Annotated in this window: 15 protein-coding genes; 6 read left to right on the top strand and 9 right to left on the bottom strand. The window is 46.9% G+C overall.

Features of this window, described 5'->3' with window-relative positions; translation table 11 throughout:
* Window positions 1-30: 30 nt before the first annotated feature.
* Window positions 31-2,067, bottom strand: a complete 2,037-nt coding sequence (locus tag QUB51_RS03830; protein WP_333259644.1) for a bifunctional serine/threonine-protein kinase/formylglycine-generating enzyme family protein — start codon at window positions 2,065-2,067, stop codon at window positions 31-33.
* Between the two features lie 228 nt (window positions 2,068-2,295).
* Window positions 2,296-4,857 (bottom strand): phosphoribosylformylglycinamidine synthase subunit PurL, encoded by a 2,562-nt coding sequence (gene purL / locus QUB51_RS03825; RefSeq protein ID WP_333259641.1) that lies wholly within the window; start codon window positions 4,855-4,857, stop codon window positions 2,296-2,298.
* Window positions 4,858-4,992: 135 nt separating this feature from the next.
* On the opposite strand from purL, the gene QUB51_RS03820 reads away from it, so the two are divergent.
* A complete protein-coding gene (locus QUB51_RS03820) occupies window positions 4,993-5,598 on the top strand; it encodes a pentapeptide repeat-containing protein (protein ID WP_333052467.1) in 606 nt (201 codons plus the stop codon).
* A gap of 169 nt (window positions 5,599-5,767) precedes the next feature.
* Here the strand turns inward: QUB51_RS03820 and QUB51_RS03815 are convergent, their stop codons facing one another.
* Window positions 5,768-6,394, bottom strand: a complete 627-nt coding sequence (locus QUB51_RS03815; protein WP_333052464.1) for a Uma2 family endonuclease — start codon at window positions 6,392-6,394, stop codon at window positions 5,768-5,770.
* Window positions 6,395-6,530: 136 nt separating this feature from the next.
* Between QUB51_RS03815 and QUB51_RS03810 the strand changes: the two genes are divergently transcribed.
* On the top strand, window positions 6,531-8,264 hold the full coding sequence (locus tag QUB51_RS03810; protein ID WP_333259638.1) for a DUF3352 domain-containing protein: 1,734 nt from the start codon (window positions 6,531-6,533) through the stop codon (window positions 8,262-8,264).
* Between the two features lie 130 nt (window positions 8,265-8,394).
* Here the strand turns inward: QUB51_RS03810 and mrdA are convergent, their stop codons facing one another.
* The gene (mrdA, locus tag QUB51_RS03805) at window positions 8,395-10,221 is read right to left on the bottom strand and encodes a penicillin-binding protein 2 (RefSeq protein WP_333052688.1); all 1,827 of its coding nucleotides are present in this window, start codon (window positions 10,219-10,221) and stop codon (window positions 8,395-8,397) included.
* Between the two features lie 549 nt (window positions 10,222-10,770).
* Between mrdA and QUB51_RS03800 the strand changes: the two genes are divergently transcribed.
* Both QUB51_RS03800 and cysE read left to right on the top strand, forming a co-directional pair.
* A complete protein-coding gene (locus tag QUB51_RS03800; RefSeq protein WP_333052459.1) occupies window positions 10,771-11,253 on the top strand; it encodes a hypothetical protein in 483 nt (160 codons plus the stop codon).
* Window positions 11,254-11,433: 180 nt separating this feature from the next.
* Window positions 11,434-12,240 carry a serine O-acetyltransferase gene (gene cysE, locus QUB51_RS03795; RefSeq protein ID WP_333052456.1) on the top strand — a complete coding sequence of 269 codons (807 nt, stop codon included), beginning with the start codon at window positions 11,434-11,436 and terminating at the stop codon, window positions 12,238-12,240.
* 185 nt (window positions 12,241-12,425) lie between these two features.
* Here cysE and QUB51_RS03790 read toward each other — a convergent pair whose 3' ends face one another.
* Window positions 12,426-13,007: an Npun_F5749 family FMN-dependent PPOX-type flavoprotein gene (locus QUB51_RS03790; protein ID WP_333052453.1), complete on the bottom strand. Its 582-nt coding sequence runs from the start codon at window positions 13,005-13,007 to the stop codon at window positions 12,426-12,428.
* A gap of 76 nt (window positions 13,008-13,083) precedes the next feature.
* Here QUB51_RS03790 and QUB51_RS03785 point away from each other — a divergent pair, with 76 nt between their 5' ends.
* Both QUB51_RS03785 and QUB51_RS03780 read left to right on the top strand, forming a co-directional pair.
* On the top strand, window positions 13,084-14,202 hold the full coding sequence (locus QUB51_RS03785; protein WP_333052451.1) for a tocopherol cyclase family protein: 1,119 nt from the start codon (window positions 13,084-13,086) through the stop codon (window positions 14,200-14,202).
* A 103-nt stretch (window positions 14,203-14,305) separates the two neighbouring features.
* Window positions 14,306-14,806 carry a plastocyanin/azurin family copper-binding protein gene (locus tag QUB51_RS03780; RefSeq protein ID WP_333052448.1) on the top strand — a complete coding sequence of 167 codons (501 nt, stop codon included), beginning with the start codon at window positions 14,306-14,308 and terminating at the stop codon, window positions 14,804-14,806.
* Window positions 14,807-14,876: 70 nt separating this feature from the next.
* Here the strand turns inward: QUB51_RS03780 and clpS are convergent, their stop codons facing one another.
* From clpS to pflB, 4 genes are all read right to left on the bottom strand, one after another.
* Complete coding sequence (clpS, locus tag QUB51_RS03775; RefSeq protein WP_172185659.1) at window positions 14,877-15,170, bottom strand: ATP-dependent Clp protease adapter ClpS; 294 nt, start codon at window positions 15,168-15,170, stop codon at window positions 14,877-14,879.
* Between the two features lie 227 nt (window positions 15,171-15,397).
* Complete coding sequence (gene adhE, locus QUB51_RS03770; protein ID WP_333052445.1) at window positions 15,398-18,028, bottom strand: bifunctional acetaldehyde-CoA/alcohol dehydrogenase; 2,631 nt, start codon at window positions 18,026-18,028, stop codon at window positions 15,398-15,400.
* A 124-nt stretch (window positions 18,029-18,152) separates the two neighbouring features.
* The gene (pflA, locus tag QUB51_RS03765; protein ID WP_333052442.1) at window positions 18,153-18,893 is read right to left on the bottom strand and encodes a pyruvate formate-lyase-activating protein; all 741 of its coding nucleotides are present in this window, start codon (window positions 18,891-18,893) and stop codon (window positions 18,153-18,155) included.
* A gap of 492 nt (window positions 18,894-19,385) precedes the next feature.
* Entirely contained in the window at window positions 19,386-21,614 is a 2,229-nt protein-coding gene (gene pflB, locus QUB51_RS03760) for a formate C-acetyltransferase (RefSeq protein ID WP_333052440.1), read from the bottom strand.
* Between the last annotated feature and the right edge of the window lie 350 nt (window positions 21,615-21,964).

Here is a 21,964-nt window from a genome sequence, read left to right as displayed (position 1 = left end):
AGACTACAGCAAAGAACCGAAAACCAGAGACTACGCGGAAACCAAAGCCACGCGAAAACCGATGTCCGAGTAACCATCGCCCGCCAAATTGCTAAGACGATACGCACTGCGACAATTCACCGCAGCGTCCTTCCAGGAACCGCCACACCGCACCCGGCGATCGCTTCGATCGTTGTCGGGATGACTGCACCATTCCCAAACATTCCCGTGCATATCATAAAGTCCAAAAGCATTGGGTGAAAAATTCCCGACATCAGTTGTTTGTTTGCGGTAAAGTCCCTTCGGTGCCCCACCATAGGGATTATTGCCATTATAATTAACTAAATCTGGGGTAATAGTTTCGCCAAAATAGAAAGGTGTTTTAGTTCCGGCGCGACAAGCATATTCCCATTCCGCTTGTGAAGGTAAGCGATAAGTCTTGCCTGTTTTTTGAGAAAGCCGCTTGCAGAATTCCACAGCATCATTCCAGCTTACTTTTTCCACAGGAAGTTTCGCACCTTTGAACTCAGAAGGGTTATTTCCCATCACCGCTTGGTATTGTTCTTGAGTTATCTCATATTGACCCATAAAAAAAGCAGGAATATTCACGGTACGCTGCGGCCCTTCATAGCTACTTCGTCCGGCTTCCGTATCGGGCGAACCCATCACGAAACTGCCGCCAGGAATTGCTACCATCTCTAGAGTAATACCATTACCAATATTTTCTATAAAAGCCTGTGCTTTTCCTTGACGGCGGTTGGCAATTTGCCCCGTTGAGTTGACTGTCACTGTTTCAAAAGTAAAGCTTTTTAAAGCATTGGAAGATTGCTGAGATTTTGGAGTTTCTGGTGCGGGTTTGGGAGATGGTTTGGGAGATGGTTTTGGCGATGGACTTTCTGCTACAGATTGTGGAGATGGTTTTGGCGATGAACTTTTGGCTGTAGTTTTTGGAGATGATTTTTGAGCTGATGATTTAGGAGATGGGGCCGCATTGTTGGATGAAGGCGGAAGATTTGGTGAAGATGAAGAAGTTTTGTTGTTCCACAAACTTTGACCCAGCACAGCTAATGCAAATCCTCCCCCAGCAAAACCCGCTAATTGCAAGAAACCTCGCCTTGTTGTGTTAGTTCGTAACGGCAAAGAGTGCTGTGGAATCACAGGAATTGTGGGATTTGGTGTCGGTGCGGGAGATTGTCTTGACTGACCTTGAAAATCTCTTAAAACTTCCTCGGCTGATTGATAGCGCTGCTGGATATCTTTTGCCAACAACTTAGATAAAATCAATTCCAATTCCTTGTCTATGGGACTCTTCAAATGTTGCTGCCAATTTGCAGTCCAACTATAACCGTGTTCCGTCCACAAACCATAAGGATGTACCCCCGTCAGTAGATGAAAAGCCGTCGCCCCCAAGCTAAACAAATCGCTTGCTGCATAAGCTTCACCCCCTTGCATTTGTTCAAGCGGTGCATAACCATGGGAACCAATTTGCGTTCCCTGTCGCGATATCACTGTTCCTGACAACTGTTTGGAAACTCCGAAATCAATCAGCATTAACAAACCGTCGCTGCGACGGCACATAATATTCTCTGGCTTGATATCTCGGTGAATAATTTTTTGTTCGTGAATAAAGTTGAGAACAGGTAGAAGTTCTAGTAATAGTTGCTTAACTTGGCTTTCTTGCCAAATTCCCTGATTTTGGAAAAGCGTCAACAAATTATCCCCATCCACAAACTGTTGTACGAGATACAAATATTTGTTGTCTTCAAAGTAGGCATCAAGGGATGGAATTTGGGGATGTTGTCCTAGCTGTTGCAGTTGTCTAGCTTCTAGCTGAAATAATTCTACCGCTTTGTTAATCGCCCAAGTTCCCTGGACATCGGGTGCTAATTGTTTAACGACACAGGGTTGATTTAGTCTATCAATATCTTCTGCTAAATAGGTTCTGCCGAAGCCACCTTGACCGAGGAGTTTTATCATGCGGAAGCGATTTCGCAGGATGGGTACGAGTTGAAGGCCACAACTGATGCAATATGTTTGCCCGTCGGGGTTTTGAGGATTGGGGCAGTTGGGATTGATACAGCAAATCATTTATTTTAGGAATGATATTGTTTATATTGTATAGTGTGCAAGAACCCCGACTTCTGTAATAGGTTTTTACCAGAATCGTGAATTTTGTAAGAAGTTGGGGTTCTAGGGTGTGTTTTCAACCCGGAGATCCCCCCTAGCCCCCCTTAAGAAGGGGGGGACAAGAGTATTCAAAGTCAGCCCCTACTCCCCTTTTTAAGGGGGATTTAGGGGGATCGAAACTTCACGTTGTCAAACAGATCCAATCCGACGCTCGATCGCATTATAGAATCGATCGCCCATCTCACTCATCCCAACCTCAATTAACACTTGATTGTCAGCACTCACAACCCGTAAAGGTGATTCAGCACAGCAAACTAAACCAAGCTTCTGCCACATTTTTGTCAAATGTTCCTGCAGGTAAGCTTCCCAAATTTCTTGATTTTTCGGTGCGACTGAAACTACAATGCAGTTGCCCATTTCACCAAACAAAATTTCATCCCAGCGGCGGACATTTGCCGAGTTGAAACTGAGATGAATTTCCGCACCCATTTTAGCAGAAATACAAGATTCCGCGAGGGCGATCGCAATTCCACCTTCCGCACAATCATGGGCAGAACATACCCAACCTTGGCGAATTCCATCGCGACAAACCGATTGCACTTTTCTTTCCAACTCAAAATCTATCCTTGGCGGTTTCCCAGCTACAATCCCGTGAATTGCCGCTAAATATTCCGAACCTCCCAAAGTAGGAGAAGTTTCGATTTTTGAGCTTTCCGATGGAAGTTCGGAGTTTTGGGATGATTCACCAATTCCCAGGACATAAATTAAATCACCTTTCTTTAGCCAAGCTTGGCCAGCAAGCTTGCTCAAATCGGGAATTAACCCCACCATTCCGATTACCGGAGTCGGATAAATTGGTTGAGGATTCCCCTCAGCATCAACCGTTTCATTGTAAAGAGAAACATTGCCGCCAGTAACAGGCGTTCCCAACTCCCGACAAGCATCAGCAATCCCGCGACAAGCTGACGCTAACTGCCAATATCCGATCGGCTTTTCGGGACTGCCAAAATTCAAATTATCCGTAACTGCCAGAGGTTCAGCGCCCACACAGCTTAAGTTTCTCGCTGCTTCCGCTACGACTGCTTTTGCACCTTCATAAGGATCGAGATAAACATAACGAGAATTGCAATCAACCGTTGCAGCAACTCCGGGAATAGCCCCCTGCGGCGCTTCCTCCTTGCTAAGGGGGGGAGAAACTTTTGGAGTTTCCCTACCTTGTGCCTTTGTAAATAGAGGAATTACCTCTTCTTCCTGTTTGCTTTCGGAAGCTAGAGAAACGGCATTTTCTCTCAGTAGATCCCCCTTAGCAAGGGGGTGTACTTCTAACCCGTTAGCAAGGGAAGAGTGGCAAGGTTCTAGCGGACGCAATCTGACAACCGCAGCATCAGCGCCTCCCGGCAAAACAACAGTATTGTTTTGCACTTGATGGTCGTATTGGCGATAAACCCAGCGTTTAGAAGCGATGGTAGGAGTATCTAAAAGCGTCAGCAAAATCTGAGTCCAAGTTTGGAAATTGCCGTTAATTTCGATACCTGCAACTGTGGATTGTGGCAGGGAATCCGCCGTCCATTCCCATGCTTTTTTAGCATATTCTGGCGGTTCTGTCAACAGTTCTCGGTGATAAATTGGCGTGTTATCTGCCAAAGCAGTTGCGGTAATTTCGGCAGCGATTTCGCCTTTAAAGAGAATTCGGACGATCGGCTCTTCGATGACTGTACCCGCTACTACGGCGTGCAATCCCCATCTGTGGAAAATATCGATTAATTCCTGTTCGCGTCCTTTTTGGGCAACAAACAACATCCGTTCTTGGGATTCTGAAAGCAGGTATTCGTAGGGAATCATGCCGCTTTCTCGAACGGGAACTTTGTCTAAATCGAATTCAATGCCGACGCCGCCTTTGGCTGCCATTTCTGATGTGGAACAGGTGATTCCCGCCGCCCCCATGTCTTGGGCGGCGACGACTGCACCGGTTTTGAATGCTTCTAAACAAGCTTCAATTAAGGATTTTTCTAAAAATGGATCTCCTACTTGGACTGCGGGGCGATCGTCCATTGATTTGTCTGTCAATTCTGCACTGGCAAAACTTGCTCCTCCCATGCCATCTCGCCCGGTAGTTGAACCGACATAAAGCACGGGATTTCCGATGCCGGATGCGCCGGATTTGACGATTTCTTGAGTTTCCATTAAACCCAAGGCCATGACGTTAACTAATGGGTTGCCGGAATAAGCCGGATCGAAGTAAACTTCGCCGCCAACTGTGGGCACGCCGATGCAATTTCCATAATGGGAAATTCCCGATACTACGCCTTTGAACAATCTCTGAGTTTTAGCATCGTCTAAGTTGCCAAAACGCAGGGAATTTAAAAGTGCGATCGGGCGAGCACCCATTGTGAAGATATCGCGGAGAATCCCCCCGACACCGGTTGCTGCACCTTGGAAAGGTTCGACTGCTGAGGGGTGGTTGTGGGATTCAATTTTGAAGGCGAGTTGCAAGCCTTCTCCCAAGTCTACGACGCCGGCATTTTCTCCGGGCCCGACGAGAATTCGATCGCCCTCTGTGGGAAACTGTTTTAATAGTGGCCGCGAATTTTTGTAACAGCAGTGTTCGCTCCACATGACGCCGAACATTCCCAATTCAGCTTTATTAGGATGGCGGCCAAGACGCTGAACGATTTCTTGATATTCTTCTGGTTTGAGTCTTTCAGCAGCAATTTGTTCGGGGGAAAATGGGGATTCGGAGATGGGAGACATGGAAACTCGTTATAAACCACAGGCTTTATTCTAAATGCCCTGTGCTTGGTTAATCTAAAATCTATAATCTAAAATCTAAAAACCCAGATCCTTGCTTGGTTAATCTAAAATCTAAAATCTAAAATCTAAAATCGAATGACTTTACCTCAAAATCTCAATTTTGCTAACCAAAACTTGCGGAACCGTTCTTTTAAAGGGCTTGACTTATCTGGGGCGAATTTCAGCGGTTGCGACATTCGAGGCTGCAATTTCACCGGGGCGATTTTGAGGGGGGCAAATTTTCAGGGTGTCAGAACCGGACAAAGCCGCAGGCGGGTGAGAAATTTGATTGCTAGGGCTGGGGTGACAGCGGTGACAGTGACGGCTGCTGGGGCTTTGACGGGACTGATAGCCGGGGCGGATGCGGGGGCTGTGGCTGTGGCTGGAACCGCTGCGACGGCGATTGCTGCGACTCGGTGCGAGGCTGGGATTGTGGCGGGGGCTGTGGCTGGGGCTGCTGCTGCGATCGGCGCTAGCGGTATTGTGACATTTTTGGGCGGAGATACTCTCAGGGGAATTGTCTTATTTTTGGTTTCTGGGGTAATTCTGGGGTTAACTGCGATCGGCTTTTTTATCGCTGTTGAACAGATAGAAAAATTGTCGATAACGTCGTTTAGAAAAGCTGATTTAACTGATGCTGTATTCGATGCGGGGGTGGTTCTAGATGCAGATTTTTCTGATGCGCGAGGAGTGCCGTGGTAGACTGCACAATTACTGATTTTTTTGATTTTTTACCGAAAGCATCCAGGATACAAGCCCCCGGATTCATCCGTGGAAAAATAAAAAACCTGTATCCGATGAAACTTGCCGAACGTATTTATTCGTGGGGTGAATGCTTCAATTCTAAAATCTAAAATCTAAAATCTAAAATCTAAAATCGATTGACCCATTCCCGTAATTCTCGCACTGCTGTGGTTGCGCCTGTAGTTTGAGTGCGATCGATAAATTCCTCAACTTTTGCAGTAGGTAGCATCGGGAAAGCCCGCGAAAAATTGCACTCGGCATATTCGCCATTTTGCAATTGATAAAACTTGATGCTTCGTCCATCGTACCGCCAAATTTCGGGTACGCCTAAATCTGCATATAAATCGAATTGATTTAAGGAACTGCTGGTAATATCAATTTCCAGTGCTAAATCGGGCGGCGGATCTTGAGCAAAGTCTAATTCTGTTCTCCCTCTGACCAGTGCTTCATTCTGGATATAATAACAGGAATCTGGTTCTTTACCCGCTGCTTTTTTGCGTTTTTTGATCGTCATCGAGCCAAAGGGGTTGTACTCTAGATTGAGTTCTTCTATGAGAGTTACAATTAAGCGATCGATCAGCCTGTTGCGATTTTCATGTTCCGGTAGCGGCACCATAATTTCTAATTGACCTTGATGATAAGCAATTCTGGTGGAACGTTGGTTGCCCAGTTCCGCTAGCAGGCTTTCATATAACTGCCAACTGATATTTTGCAGTAAAACTCGCTGTTCGGGGGGCGTTGATATTGTTAGCATTTTACTTGAGTTTTAGAGCTTGAGAATATTTTAATTGATTCTTTTTTTTTGCGAACAGCACAAAAAGTATCTGCCGACAGCTACGGTCATGCGCTACTCTAGTTAATAATAGACTGTGGTCATTAGTCCTTGTTGTATGAAGTTGCGATCGTTCTTTTCTTTCCTCATTGCTGGCGTCTTGGCACTCTTAGGCTTGAGTGCCGGTGGTTTTTACTGGCTGACAACTCACACTCCCCTGAATTTGCTCGCTGGCGGGCCGACAACTACTCCGGCTGCGGCTGTGTTTGTCTCGAAACAAGCACCTTTGTTAGCATCAATGCTGGTAAATCCCGATCGCCTCGAAGCATTGCGACAAGTTTTTGCCACTCCCGAAGAAAGAAGTCGATCGCACGCAGAATTTGAGCAAATCAAAAAAAGTTTCCTCGGCAATACAGGCCTCGATTACAGTCGAGATATCCAACCTTGGATAGGTGACGAAATTACCCTCGCCGTCACAAACCCCGATTTCGATGGCGACAGCAGCAACGGCAAACAAACCGGGTTTTTGCTGGCCGTTTCCTCCCAAAAGGTCGATCGCAGCCAAAAATTTCTTGACTCCTACTGGCGCCAACAATCTCGTGGCGATAAAACAGTGCAGTCGGAAATATATAAAGGCGTGAGAATTAATTATAAACAAGCACCAAAATCCCAGAAAAAATCTGCTTCGCTTTCGCCTTTTAATCCGTTTTCTCTGCCGACTTCCAAGTTGCCATCCAGCTTCGCAACAGCAGCCATCGGCGGTAATTTTAATTCTGGGAATAATCAAAGTTTTGTTTTATTTTCCAATAGCCCGATTGTGATTCGAGATGCAATTAATAACCTTGAAACAGCAAACCTAAATCTCAACAATACCCCGGAATATCAAAAAGCTTTGCAGCAGCTAACTCAAGGCAGAATCGCTTTAGCATTTGTCAATCTCCCGCAATCAGCAACCGAGCAAAATCCCCAAGTTTCTCTTAATTCCCTCGCAGTTGCTGTCGGAGTCAACCGACGGGGATTGCTGGCTCAAACTGCTTTAGTGACATCGCGAGAAAACACAGCTTCTCCAACGCTTTCCGAACCTGTGCAAGCCTTGCAATACATTCCCTCAGCGAGTCCTTTCGCGGTCGCCAGCACCGACTTAAGGAATTTTTGGGCTGATTTGTCATTGGCGGTTTCTACTAATCCAGAAGTCTCAAATTTAGTCGATCGCACCCTGGGAGATATTCAGCAACTTTGGGGCGTCAACCTGCCGCAGGATATATTTGACTGGGTACAAGGAGAATACGCTTTAGCAGTGCTTCCGAATTCGTCAAATGGTGCCGACTGGATTTTTGCCGCCGAAAACTCTGCTGATTCCCAAAAGGCGATCGACAAACTCGATGAAATTGCCCGCAGCAAAGAGTACAGCATCGGCAGCTTCACTCTGAGAAACCAGAAAATTACCGCTTGGACGCAGTTGACAACTAGCCAGAATTATGGTAAAGAAAATAATAGAAAAAGTGCGATCGAAACCGAGGCAAAAGGAGTCCGAGCCACCGTCGGCAAATACGAAATTTTCACCACTTCAGTAGAAGCAATGGACGCAGCACTAGAAGCAGCAGAAACAGTCTCTTTAGTTGCCAATCAAGATTTTCAAACCAGCATTGAACCGCTTCCGCCCTCTAACGACGGCTATTTTTATTTAGACTGGCCCTCCAGCAGGGCAATTTGGGAAAAACAAATCCCGCTGTTGAGGTTAATTGAACTTTCGGCAAGACCATTGTTCGATCACTTGCGATCGCTAACTGTCACCAGTACGGGAGAAATAACAGGAATTCGCAAAGCTACTATATTTATGCGGCTCAATTAGTTAGTAGTCAGTAGTCAGTAGTCATTAGTCAGTAGTCAGAAGTCAGAAGAAAAACAAGACATTATGCCCAATTCCCCATTCCCAATAACTAAGGACTAATGACTAATGACTACTGACTAAGGACTAAGGACTAAGGACTAATAACTACTGGCTGCTTCACATTTTTCTGTGGCCCAAAATAAGCTTGAAATACCTCTTTGGCGATCGGGGCGGCGGCAACAGAACCATAACCGCCATTTTCCACAACCACGGCGATCGCAATTTCCGGCTTCTGGGCGGGCCCGAAGGCGACATACAAAGAGTGATCCTCCTGTCCGATGACCTCCGAAGTCCCTGTTTTGCCCGCCGTCAGCGGAATCGAACCGTCATTCAATCCCTGTCCAGTACCCTCGGCAACTACCGCGATCAGTCCTTCCTTAATCACCTGAACTGTTGAAGGTTTCATCCCCGTATGTACCCGTTGAGTCTCCGCTGTGCCGGTCATAGAAGTCAAAAGATGAGGCTTCACGCGATAACCCCCATTAGCGATCGAACTCACCATTACCGCCCCCTCCAAAGGAGTCATCAACACCAACCCCTGCCCGATCGACATCGTTACCGTATCACCCGCATACCAAGGTTCTTTATAAAGTTTCTCCTTCTCCTCCGGCGTCGGGATTTGACCGTAATCGCCACCGCCTAGCCCCAAAAGATTCAAATCCGTATCCTTGCCAATTCCCAAGCGCTGTCCCCACTTAGAAATTTGCTCCGGCCCGGTACTAATCCCCAATTGATAAAAAAACGTATTGCTGCTGAAAGCCAAAGCATCCCGAAAGCCGATGTCGCCGAAACCGCCACTGTGTTCGTTAAAATCAATTCCCCCCACAGTAATGTAAGACGAAGTACCGAGAATTGAGTCCGGCGAAAATTTGCCCGACTCCAGGGCCGCGACGGAAGTCACAATTTTAAAGGTGCTACCGGGGGGATAGCCCTGCGTGGCCCGATTCAAAAATGGATTTTCCGGATCTTGAAGAGTTTTCCACTCATCCTTAGTGATTTTTCGCGTAAACAGATTGGGGTCAAAAGTCGGGTGGCTGGCCATAACTAATACCGCCCCGGTGTTGACATCCAGCGCCACTACTGCTCCCCGGCGGTTCCCCAGGGCTTTTTCGGCTGCTTTTTGCATGGACAAGTCTATGGTTAGCTGCACCGCCTCACCGGGTTTGGGCGGTGTCTCTCCCATCAGCCGCAATTCTTCATTTTGGGCATTTACTTCGATCAGCCGATCGCCCCACACTCCCGCAATCTTCTCGTTAGAGCTCGCTTCTATGCCCATTTGACCGACAATCATCCCCATCGGATATTCAGGATGAGCTTCCAAGTCGGCTGCGGTAGCTTCGCCGATATATCCGATCGCGTGAGATGCCAAACTGCCTTCGGGATAGTAGCGGTTCGCTTCTGGCCGCACTTCCACTCCCCGCATTTGTCCCACCTCTTCTGCTAGTGGCACGAACACCTCTGGCGGCATTGCTTGCTTGAGCCGCACCGGTCTATAGGATTGAGGATCGACCTCTTTTATTTTTTTTAAAATTTCTTTTGCTGGAATTTTAACCAGCGGACTCAACTTTTCTGCTGTCACTTTCCACTGTTCCGGCGTTTGTTCTTTCGGCCACAAATATACCGATCGAGCTAAATTGTTTGCAGCTAGCAACTTGCCTTTGCGATCGATAATGTGTCCGCGATTCGCCGGCATGGGCACTAGGCGAACGCGATTGTTTTCGGCTCGTTCCCGGTGTTGCTTCCCTTGTATCAGTTGCAATTCCACCAGCCGACTAGCGTGCAGGCCCAGCAAACCTGTTGCCACCAGCATTAACACGATCGCCCGGTGTATCGGACGATCCTGTTTTTTAGGAGTTTCCCCCAGGCTTTTGTCAGGAGAGTGAAATGCTGAGATCGAATAAACTTGTCGTTGCATCATTCTATAGGTAGATGTCAAATCCTAGATTTTAGATTCTTGAATTGTCAATTGTGAAGTATACATCATCAGACCGGGGCGATCGGGCCTTGACCCTTGGGGGAAGCGGAATGATTGAGCGTTAGCTATTGACTAATCACTAATTAACTCATGACTGCTTACTAATCCCCCAAGCACCAAGAAATAGCCAGAAAAATCAAGGTCAGGCTCAGCCAATTAGGCAGGTGGAGCCAGCCAGATAGACCTATAGGTAACAATACCAAGACCTGTGTCAATAGGGAACCGAGGGCCAACAGCAAGGCTAAAAGTATCAAATTTATCATCTTGACACCGTACAATTTCGGATATGAGTCGATCGCCTGTGGCAGAAATCCGAGTGGCACAAGCGAGCGCGATCGTAGAGGGATTGTCCTGATAGACATAAGGAAGATAAGCCAGGAGGTGTTGAACTAATTTAAAAAAAATTATTCTTCCTCCATAGTTTGTATTCCAGGGGCTGCGATGGGTAAATTCTGAGTTGTGATTTTAAGTTGTGACGCCAGGAGTATGGCCATGTTGTTTAATCAGGGAGCCAATTTCAAAAACGGTGCGCTCTTGGGTGCGATCGCGGCGATCGTCGCCCTACCAGTTTTAGCAGAAACAGCCAATTTCGGCACTTTAAGTTTATCGCGAGGTTTTGCAGCCCCAACAGCAGTTTTGAGAGGTTCCACAGGCGGATCCTACTCTCTATCTGCCATAGCCAACGCCGATCGCCACAAAAACAAATGTTTGGGTTTTGCCACCCCAACTCCCGACCACATCATAGTCTTGCAGCAAAACTTTTCAAAACTCACACTCCAAATCAACAGCGGAGGCAAGGACACAACCTTACTCGTACAAGGCCCCGGTAATGCGGTGCGCTGCGGAGACGATATAGGTCAGAATAAAGATGCTGGCATACTTGATTCTGACTGGCAAGCAGGCTCTTACAGGATTTGGGTAGGTACTGTCGAACCCGGAGTCAAGTCTAACTATACAATCTCAGTACAGGAATAGAACGCAGCGGCGCTGTTGGATGGAGACAATAAAATATCATCAAATTCTCCCCCAATCTCCCACTCTCCCACGGTTCCACTCCGTCATATCCCCCAATCTCCCGATCGACCGCTCACTTCCCCATCCAGTAAAATGTAAAATCGAAAGTGGCGTGTTTAACCAAAATAGGTAACTCCGAAAGTGCTAAAGACTCTTAGAGCTGACTTCAGTATAATTTTCGATCGCGACCCTGCAGCTCGCAACTGGCTGGAAGTTTTGTTTTGCTACCCCGGTCTTCAAGCCCTAGTGCTGCACCGCCTCGCACACTGGCTTTACGTGTTGGGACTTCCCTTCATCCCCCGCTTGATTTCCCACATAGCTCGCTTTTTGACCGGAATTGAAATCCACCCAGGGGCAACCATCGGCAAAAGCGTATTCATCGACCACGGTATGGGGGTTGTGATCGGCGAAACAGCGATTATCGGCGATTTTGCCCTAATTTACCAAGGTGTCACCCTAGGCGGTACTGGCAAACAAAGCGGCAAGCGTCACCCTACAGTCGGCGAAAACGTAGTTGTCGGTGCCGGCGCCAAGGTACTCGGCAATCTGCAAATTGGCAATAACGTCCGCATCGGCGCCGGTTCCGTCGTACTCCGCGACGTACCATCTGACTGCACAGTGGTAGGGATTCCCGGCCGCATCGTCTATCGATCGGGAGTGCGCGTCAATCCCCTAGAACACGGCAGTTTGCCGGATTCGGAAGCTGTGGTAATTCGCTCTTTGCTCGATCGTATCGAATCCCTCGAACAGCAAGTAAAAAGTTTGGTTCCTCAACCATCTGTCTCCTTAACTTCTGATCCCACTTCCCACAATTTCCACTCAGTATCAGAAGCTTTAAACCAAGCCAGCAATGTAGCCGTAGCCGAAAAAACACAGCTAGTTACAACCCCTAGCTGCAAGTTAAAAGATAAAGCAATTCAAGAATTTTTCGACGGCAGCGGCATCTAAAATTTGAATTGGCCAAACAGGGAATTGGCCAAACAGGGAATTGGCAATGGGGCCTGGAAGGTTATTGGTAACAAATAACCAATAACCAATAATCACTGACTAATGACTACCCAGATTTATCAGTGGAGTCGCTTTCTTCAATCTAAAATCTAAAATCTAAAATCTAAAATCGGTTGACTTCTTTTTCAAGGATTAACCGATCGCACAGACCAATTTCCCTCCCCGTCGCGCCGATAAAGCGATCGGTTTTGCGGTTCCCCCCGCAACTCCAACAAATCCACCGTTTCCGGTTCCAACAACAGCAAGCAAAAATTAGGCAGCGGCTCGATCGCATCTGGGGAAGCAGAATCAAAAGCACTAGCCTCGGCTTTGTCATCCCCCGGATGAGGCCAAGCAAACTGCGATCTAGCCGCCTCAGAAAGCTCCTGCCAAGTTGTGCACCGCGATGAACACAACTGGGCATCTGGATAATCTGCCCCTACCAAAACTAGCTTTCCAGCAATCCGAAATTGTTCGCGAGTTTTCGGGAAATACCAGCAAATTTCCCCCCAAGGATAGAGATTAATCTCCTCAGCCTTTTCACTGCGAATATCTGTAATAAACTTTAACTGATTAGTATCTGCTAAAAAGCCTCGAAACACCACAGTGCGGTTAGCCGGACGCCCGGTAGCCCGAACAGTTGCTAGTTGCAAGTAACGGGCAAAAGCAAGACTGCGGTTGCGGTGGAGGGCACGAGCTAAGGGCGATCGCCAAAGTGCTAGAGACATAAAGGAAGGAAGAAGGAAGAAGGAAGAAGGAAGAAACAGTTATCCGTGAATTCCCTGTCATGCTATTGGTAATTCTATGTCAAATTCACTCTCAAAACTCAAAACTCTTGAAACTCCCCACAGTGGCTACCACTGGGACGGTAGTTCACGCCGCTTTTTTGAAGGCTGGTACTACCGAATAACATTACCGATTCACGGACAATCCTTTGCATTCATGTATTCCATCGAAGACCCCAGAGGCGGTCAACCTTACAGTGGCGGTGCAGCTCAGATTCTCGGTCCGAAAGATAGCTATTTGTGTCGCACCTTTCCAGATGTAAATAAGTTTTGGGCGCACAGAGAAAGCTTAGGTTTCGGACATTGGGGCAAAACAGATTTACAAATTAAACCCCAATATTTAGAGCCGGCAGTATTCGACAGCAGCGTCGAAGAAGGCTATCAAGCTACTGCTACTTTAAATCAAGGTTATTTGCACGATCCGGGAAGCGGCAGCCACTGTTTTTGGCAGTACGAAATTCAACCTATCTATGGCTGGGGAAACTCTGAAGAAATCCAGAAATCTACCGCAGGAATGCTATCTTTACTGCCCGTTTTTGAGCCTGGATGGCAAATTTTAATGGCTCACGGTTTAGCCACGGGCTGGATCGATTGGAATGGCGATCGCTACGAATTTAAAGATGCTCCCGCTTACAGCGAAAAAAACTGGGGCGGTGCTTTTCCGCAAAAGTGGTTTTGGATTAATTGCAATTGTTTTCAAGGCGAAAATGATTTAGCTTTAACCGCAGGTGGTGGCAAGCGGGGCGTGCTGTGGTGGATGGAATCGGTAGCAATGATTGGTCTGCATTACCGAGGCAAATTTTACGAATTTGTGCCTTGGAATTCGCAAGTTAGTTGGACTATTGAACCTTGGGGAAGCTGGAAAATGCAGGCTAGAAACAGTCAGTTTGAAGTTGAGTTGATTGGCACTACAAACATTCCTGGTAGTTATGTGCGAACTCCTACCGAAAAAGGCATGGCTTTTTGCTGCCGGGATACGACGCACGGTGAATTGCGCTTGCAACTGCGAGAGTTGTTGGGGGGAAATGTGGAAAAAAATGGCAAGCAGCGTTCTAGAATTATCTTAGAGGCTCAAAGCTCTTTATCGGGTTTGGAAGTTGGGGGCGGGCCTTGGGATGAAGTTTGGCGATCGAATTAAGTCATTAGTCAGTAGTCAGTAGTCAGTAGTCAGTAGTCAGTAGTCAGTTGTCAGTTGTCATTAGTCATTAGTCAGTTAATAGTTAACAGTAGTCAGAACAGCCATGATCAATTTACTCGGTTGGCAATTAGGCAAATTCTACCGCAGCCAGGGGTTACAAAAAACTTTCAAGGTGATTTTGGGACTAATTTTATGTTTGAGCACAATCTTGATGCCAGCGACAATTGCTAGTGCTGCCGGTGATTTGTCTCGCCAACCTGTTACCGAAATTACTGTTAGTTTAGGTAACGAAGCTGGGGAACTCAAATTCTTTCCCAATCTGCTAGAATTTGAATCGGGCAAGCGCTATAAATTAGTGCTAAAAAATCCCAGTTCGCAGAAACATTATTTTACTGCTAAAAACTTTGCTGATGCGAGTTGGACTCAAAAAGTTGAAGCTGGGAAAGTGGAAATTAAAGGAGCGATTCACGAACTAGAACTTAAACCGGGCGCTATGGCAGAATGGGTGTTTGTGCCGATGAAATCGGGAACCTACAACCTGCGCTGTACGGTAGCCGGACATACAGAGGCGGGGATGATTGGCAAAATCACGATCGCCTCTTAAATCCCAATCTGCGTTCAATTTCAGATTAATTAGCGAAAAACGATCGAACTTTCGGCCCTCTAGACACTTTTCAAGTAGACTCTAGCGGAGCCATTGTCAGTCCAGCACGGCTCAATTGCATATGATAAAGTTCTGCTTGCTCTTGCGGGCCAACCCACACGGTGGCTTGGCCTTCGTGGTGGATTTGGTTGGCGAGTTTCCAAGCTCGATCGCTCGTCATCCCTGGAATGTATTTCGTCAAACATTCCACAACGTGCTGAAATGTGTTGAAATCGTCGTTGAGGACTATTACCCGATAGTTGGGATAAGGTTTGCGGGTAACTTGACTCGATCGAACGGGTGCTATGGTTGGTGAAGAGGTCATCGCGCGAACAGCCACTAAAACTACAAAATTCGTAAAAAAGTTACCTCTAAAATTATAACACAATTTCATATTTTTTCAACCCCTACTTGGTATTTTGATCCGCTTCGGGGTTTATTTTCACCACCGGGCCCTGCGTTAGATTTCTCCAGAAACTGTGGGGAGTAGGAGTTAGGTATCCTGCCCCCCATTGACAGGCTTTTGAGGAGAAATCTATGGCACCGCGCCGATTACACTAAAGTTAACACTCGATTGAGATCGGAAGTGTCGCCGTCAGAATACGCTTGCACCAGAAGTTGCTTTAAATCTTCAATCAGCGGATAGCGGGGGTTCGCTCCGGTACACTGATCGTCAAAAGCTCGATCGGCCATTTCCTCAACGCGAGCAAAAAAGAAATCATCACTCATTCCCTGACTGGCGATCGCCTCCTGAATCGTGCTAGGAATATCTACCTCACGCTTCAGAGCTTCCACCGCTGCGATCAACTTCTCAACTTTTTCATCTTCGGTATCGCCGCCCAAATTCAGATAGTCCGCAATTCGAGCATAACGCCACTTGCTGTTAGGATACTTGTTTTGAGAAAAAATCGCTTGTTTGAACGGAACATCCGTTGCATTGTAGCGAATTACATGGGAAATCATCAGCGCATTCGCTAAACCGTGAGGGACGTGGCAAGTTGCACCTAATTGGTGAGCTACTGAGTGACAAACCCCCAGAAAAGAGTTGGCAAATGCCATGCCGGCGATCGTAGCAGCATAATGTACTTTCTCCCGCGCTTTCGGATCGTTGGCACCATTTTTGTAAGCGCTGGGCAGGTATTTAAACAGCAAACGAATCGCTTCTAAAGCCAAACCATTTGTATACTCAGAAGCCAACACAGAAACATAAGCTTCTAAAGCGTGGGTTAGCGCATCAATGCCGCCGTAAGCAGTCAGTTTCCGGGGCATATTCAGCGTAAGTTCTGGATCGACGATCGCCATACTCGGAGTCAGAGCATAATCTGCCAGCGGATACTTAATCCCCGATCGTTCATCCGTAACAACCGCAAAAGGCGTGACTTCCGAACCCGTTCCCGAAGTAGTTGGAATTGCCACCATAATTGCCTTTGAACCCAAAGGCGGCAGTTCGTATACCCGCTTGCGGATATCCATAAACCGCATCGCCAATCCTTCAAACTCAATTTCTGGATGCTCATACATCAGCCACATTACTTTAGCAGCATCCATCGGCGAGCCACCACCAAAAGCAATAATCACATCTGGATGGAAACTATTGCAGATTTCTAAACCTTTGCGAACAGTAGCCAGCGAAGGATCGGGTTCCACATCGTAAAATGTGTAGTGATCGATGCCGATTTCTTCCAAACTCTCTGTGACTTCCTTAGTCAATCCCAATTCAAACAATGGTTTATCCGTCACAATCAAAGCACGTTTCTTACCTGCAAGATCCCTCAAAGCTACAGGAAGACAACCCGACTTAAAATAAATCTTGGGAGGAATGCGGAACCAGAGCATATTCTCGCGTCGCTCTGCTACGGTTTTGATATTGAGCAGGTGATGGGGTGTCACGTTGACAGAAATCGAATTATCGCCCCAGCTACCGCAACCGAGGGTAAGGGAGGGATCGAGGCGGAAATTGTACAAATCGCCGATCGCACCTTGAGAAGAAGGCGTATTAATCAGCACCCGCGAAGTCTCTAATTTGCTTTCAAAATAACGAATGTGTTCCTGATTGTGGGGGGCGGTGTAGAGTACAGAAGTATGTCCGTGTCCGCCAAAAATTATCAGCGCTTCAGCTTTGTCTACTGCTTCAGTAAAGTCCTTGGCGCGGTACATGGCGAGAATCGGCGAAAGTTTTTCACAAGCAAAGGGTTCTTCTTTACCTATCGTATCCACTTCTCCAATCAAAACCCTGATGTTTGACGGCACTACAAAACCCGCAATCTGCGCCACCTTTTGCACCGATTGTCCGACTATTTCGGCATTCAATCGACCATCAATTAAGATTACCCGCCGCACTTTTTCTCGTTCTTCAGCATTCAGGAAATAAGCACCGCGCTTGATAAATTCCAGTTGCACGGCATCGTACACCTCATCCACAACAACTACCGATTGTTCCGAAGCACAAATCGTGCCGTTGTCGAAAGTTTTGCTGAGCAAAATTGAGCTGACAGCCATTTGGATGTGGGCGGTTTCATCGATGATGGCGGGAGTATTTCCAGCGCCGACACCGAGGGAGGGATGTCCTGAAGAGTAGGCAGCTTTTACCATTCCCGGCCCGCCAGTTGCCAAAATTAGTTTGATATCGGGGTGCTGCATCAAAGCTTGGGAAAGTGGCACAGTTGGCTCATCAATCCACCCAATAATATCCGGTGGTGCGCCGGCTGCTACAGCAGCATCGAGGAGGATTTTTGCCGCCGCAGCCGTGCAGGATTTGGCGCGGGGATGGGGCGAAAATATAATGCCATTTCTCGTCTTGAGCACGATTAATGACTTAAAGATGGTGGTGGAAGTCGGGTTAGTTACAGGAACGATTCCCGCTAGCAATCCCACTGGTTCGGCAATGCGTTCGTAGCCAAAATGCCGATCGGACTCGATGATACCACAAGTCTTGTCGTTTTTATATTTGTTGTAAATCATTTCCGAGGCAAAATGATTTTTGATTGCCTTATCTTCGATGACTCCCATTCCCGATTCTTTGACTGCTGCTTTGGCTAAGGGAATGCGGGCGGCATTAGCGGCTAAAGCTACTTGCTTGAATATGCGATCGACTTGTTCTTGAGTGTAGGTGGCAAACTCAGCTTGGGCTGCTTTTACTTTTTGAATTAGGACTTCTAATTCTTCTAAATTGGTAACTTTCATGTGATTTTTCGTGATGTGGATTTCGGAAAAATTATTGCCTCAATCTTTGATTGGTAGGGAACCTGCAGATCGACGCAGATAATTTCAAGATTGTGGGTGACTTGTGAACGTGGTCTTTTAATTATTATATACCGCTAGCTCCGATCGCATTGACCCCGCGACTGCGAAAAATATCAACTGTTTGTTGCACGAGTTCCGGTGAAGCTGGAGGTGTATCCTTGAGTTCGTAATCCAATTTTAATTGCTCCCATTTGTATTCTCCCATTTTATGAAATGGTAATACTTCGACTTTTTCCACATTGTTCAGATTGGCAATAAACTCCGCTAATTTTTCTACGTTTTCGATGTGATCGGTGAGGTGAGGAACTAGAACGAAGCGAATCCACGTCGGTTTGCCAATTTCGCTGAGATATTTGGCCATTGCTAAAGTAGGCTCGATGGAAACATTGGTGACTTTGTAATAGAGTTCGGGAATGTAGGATTTGATGTCCAACAAAACCAGATCGGTCATTTCCAGAACCGGTTTAGCAACGTCTAAAACACAGAAGCCTGATGTGTCCAGCGCTGTATGCAAACCCATTTGATGACAGCGGGTAAAGATTTCTTTGACAAAATCCGGCTGCATCAATGGTTCGCCGCCGCTGACGGTAACGCCTCCTTTCCGTAGGTAGGATTTACATTTTATAATTTGCTCGATTAAATAATCGACGGTTACTTCTTTACCATCGTGGGAATTGCGACAGTCGGGATTGTGACAGTACAGACAGCGTAACGGACAGCCTTGGGTGAAGACGATAAACCGGATTCCGGGGCCGTCTACTGTACCAAATGTTTCGATTGAGTGAATGCGACCAATTCCAGACATTTAATTTGCTGTTTGTTGGTAAGGATTTTGAGAGTAGGGATGATATCAATTCCGGTTGCATTGGAATGATTAAACCGCAGAGTACGCAGAGAACGCAGAGGAAGAGAAGAGAGAGATGAATACAGGACGATGCTAACGGATTTGAGATGAGGGAATCTCGGTGTTAACTTAAGCCGGGAAACTTGCGGATTGTTCGTTTGGTTGCTGAGGCTCGATCCCCCTAAATCCCCCTTAAAAAGGGGAGTAGGGGTTGACTTTGAGAAGTGGACGGTTCCCCTTGAATCCCCAGATAGTCTGGGGAATTCAAGAATACTCTTGTTCCCCCCTTCTTAAGGGGGGTTAGGGGGGATCTGGCCTCATGGTTTAACAGCGAAACTAGACGAAAAAAGACTTATGGAGAACCAATTATGTAGGCGCTTCTTGAGTCCCCCTCAGCTCGGACTTCGTTTGACTCTTGAGCGGTTTCAATCGCCGAGTTTTTTCTGCTGGGATTTAGACGCGTTCGTGGAAAGTCCGTTTAATCACATCTAATTGCTGTTCGCGGGTAAGTTTGATGAAATTAACCGCATAACCGGAGACGCGAATTGTTAGCTGGGGATAGTTTTCTGGATGTTCCATCGCATCTAGTAATGTTTGCCGATCAAGGGCGTTAACATTGATGTGATGGCCGCCATCGTGGAAGTAACCGTCTATAAGACTAACTAGGTTGTTAGTCCGATCGCTCTCCATTCTGCCCAAGGCTTGCGGTAGAATCGAAAAAGTATTCGATATGCCATCTTGACAATCACTGTAAGGCAGTTTGGCTACAGAAGATAAGGATGCGATCGCCCCACAGGAATCTCGGCCGTGCATCGGGTTAGCACCGGGAGCAAAGGGTTCGCCGGCTTTACGTCCGTCGGGAGTGCTACCAGTTTTTTTGCCGTAAACTACGTTAGAGGTAATTGTGAGTACCGATTGAGTCGCTACAGCGCCGCGGTAGGTTTTGTGCTGGCGAATTTCGTTCATGAAGCTTTGCACAAGTTCGATGGCTATACTGTCTACGCGATCGTCATTATTGCCATATTTGGGATATTCTCCTTCGATCGAGTAATCCACTGCCAAACCTTGCTCGTTGCGAAGCACCTTAACTTTAGCGTTTTTAATCGCCGACAGGGAGTCCGCCACCACCGACAATCCGGCAATTCCGCAGGCCATTGTCCGGTAAACATCGCGATCGTGCAGTGCCATTTCCAGGCGTTCGTAGCAGTATTTGTCGTGCATATAGTGAATGACATTCAACGTATTGATATACGTTTTTGCCAACCACGCCATCATGTCGCGGAACCTGGCTCTTACCTCGTCATAATCGAGATATTCGGTAGTAATCGGTGGGAACTGCGGCGCGATTTGGTCGCCGGACTTCTCATCTTTACCGCCGTTAATCGCATAGAGCAAAGTCTTAGCTAAGTTAACTCGCGCGCCGAAAAACTGCATTTGCTTGCCAATTCGCATGGCGGAAACACAACAGGCGATCGCGTAATCATCGCCGTATTGAGGACGCATCAAATCGTCGTTTTCGTACTGAATAGAACTTGTGTCGCTGGATACCTTCGCACAGAATTCTTTGAAGTTTTCCGGCAAGTTTTCCGACCACAAAACGGTGAGATTTGGTTCGGGTGCAGTACCGAGGTTTGACAGGGTGTGCAAGAATCGGAAACTGTTACGAGTTACCAATGTTCTACCGTCATCGCTGATACCGCCGATCGCCTCTGTTACCCAAGTTGGATCGCCAGAAAACAGAGCGTTATAGTCGGGAGTTCGCAAAAACCGCACCATGCGGAGTTTCATTACAAAATGGTCGATCAGTTCTTGCAATTCCACTTCGGAACTCGCGCCACTTTGTAAATCGCGCTCGAAATAAATGTCTAAAAACGTCGATACGCGGCCGAGAGACATCGCTGCCCCGTTTTGTTCTTTCACTGCTCCCAAGTAGCCAAAATACAGCCACTGGACAGCTTCTCGTGCATTTGCTGCCGGACGGCTAATATCAAAGCCGTAGCTAGCAGCCATTTCTTTTAACTCAAACAATGCCCGAATTTGCTCGGATAACTCTTCGCGCAAGCGAATTGTTCCCTCGTCCATCGCGTCTAGTTCGAGTGATTCTTGCTGTGTTTTTTTATCCTCAATTAGGCGATCGACACCGTACAAAGCAACGCGCCGATAGTCACCAATTATCCGCCCGCGTCCGTAGGCATCTGGCAAACCTGTGATGATACCCGAACGTCTCGCCAGACGCATCGAGCGCGTGTAAGCATCGAATACACCATCGTTATGAGTTTTGCGATATTTCGTAAATATTTCTTCTGTTTGCGGATCGAGCTGATAGCCGTAAGCTTCTAAACCTGCCTTGACAACGCGAATCCCGCCCAAGGGCATAATCGCGCGTTTCAAAGGTCGATCTGTTTGCAAACCTACTATTTGTTCTAAGTCGCGATCGATGTATCCTGCTGCATGAGCCGTGATCGATGTGGGAACTTTTGTATCAACATCCAATACACCTTTTTCGCGCTCTTGCTTCATTAATTCCAGAACTTTTTGCCAAAGTTGCTGGGTTTTTTCGGTTGGTGCTGTGAGAAATTCTGCATTCCCTTCGTAGGGGGTGTAATTCTTTTGGATGAAGTCTCTGACGTTGACTTCGTTTGTCCAGTTGCCTTCAGTAAAGCCGTGCCATTCTGCAAACATAGCTTGCTTTCACCTCAATTTTTTATTAGCGATCGATCTTTTTTGCTTCGACCACTATATCTAGTATATATTTAATTTCAATATTTTAAATACCCGGTTCGCTATTTGTTACAAAAGTTGACTTGCTAATTTGGTGGGAAGAATTAAGATAGATAGTAGGCAGAACCTCCTCGTGAATTGTTGAGGAAGCTCTGACCAAAGGGGTTCCCGAACTAACACTTAGACAACCCAAATGTTGTTTAAGGGCGGGCGTGTCGGAAACGGGCAATGAGATTTTTTTTTTCAGGAACCGCAAACACCCGAAGAAGATGAAGAAAAAGCAGAAAAAAAGCAGAAAAAGAGTTCGGATT

It is taken from the genome of Microcoleus sp. AT8-A3 (assembly GCF_036705675.1).
Taxonomy (GTDB): domain Bacteria; phylum Cyanobacteriota; class Cyanobacteriia; order Cyanobacteriales; family Microcoleaceae; genus Microcoleus.
This window is presented reverse-complemented; position numbering and strand designations above follow the sequence as displayed.

Excerpts from the sequence above, each read along its gene's own strand:
- QUB51_RS03830 (WP_333259644.1), bottom strand. The coding sequence starts at position 2,067 with ATGATTTGCTGTATCAATCCCAACTGCCCCAATCCTCAAAACCCCGAC.
- purL (WP_333259641.1), bottom strand. The coding sequence starts at position 4,857 with ATGTCTCCCATCTCCGAATCCCCATTTTCCCCCGAACAAATTGCTGCT.
- QUB51_RS03820 (WP_333052467.1), top strand. The coding sequence starts at position 4,993 with ATGACTTTACCTCAAAATCTCAATTTTGCTAACCAAAACTTGCGGAAC.
- QUB51_RS03815 (WP_333052464.1), bottom strand. The coding sequence starts at position 6,394 with ATGCTAACAATATCAACGCCCCCCGAACAGCGAGTTTTACTGCAAAAT.
- QUB51_RS03810 (WP_333259638.1), top strand. The coding sequence starts at position 6,531 with ATGAAGTTGCGATCGTTCTTTTCTTTCCTCATTGCTGGCGTCTTGGCA.
- mrdA (WP_333052688.1), bottom strand. The coding sequence starts at position 10,221 with ATGATGCAACGACAAGTTTATTCGATCTCAGCATTTCACTCTCCTGAC.
- QUB51_RS03800 (WP_333052459.1), top strand. The coding sequence starts at position 10,771 with ATGTTGTTTAATCAGGGAGCCAATTTCAAAAACGGTGCGCTCTTGGGT.
- QUB51_RS03790 (WP_333052453.1), bottom strand. The coding sequence starts at position 13,007 with ATGTCTCTAGCACTTTGGCGATCGCCCTTAGCTCGTGCCCTCCACCGC.
- QUB51_RS03785 (WP_333052451.1), top strand. The coding sequence starts at position 13,084 with ATGTCAAATTCACTCTCAAAACTCAAAACTCTTGAAACTCCCCACAGT.
- QUB51_RS03780 (WP_333052448.1), top strand. The coding sequence starts at position 14,306 with ATGATCAATTTACTCGGTTGGCAATTAGGCAAATTCTACCGCAGCCAG.
- clpS (WP_172185659.1), bottom strand. The coding sequence starts at position 15,170 with ATGACCTCTTCACCAACCATAGCACCCGTTCGATCGAGTCAAGTTACC.
- adhE (WP_333052445.1), bottom strand. The coding sequence starts at position 18,028 with ATGAAAGTTACCAATTTAGAAGAATTAGAAGTCCTAATTCAAAAAGTA.
- pflA (WP_333052442.1), bottom strand. The coding sequence starts at position 18,893 with ATGTCTGGAATTGGTCGCATTCACTCAATCGAAACATTTGGTACAGTA.
- pflB (WP_333052440.1), bottom strand. The coding sequence starts at position 21,614 with ATGTTTGCAGAATGGCACGGCTTTACTGAAGGCAACTGGACAAACGAA.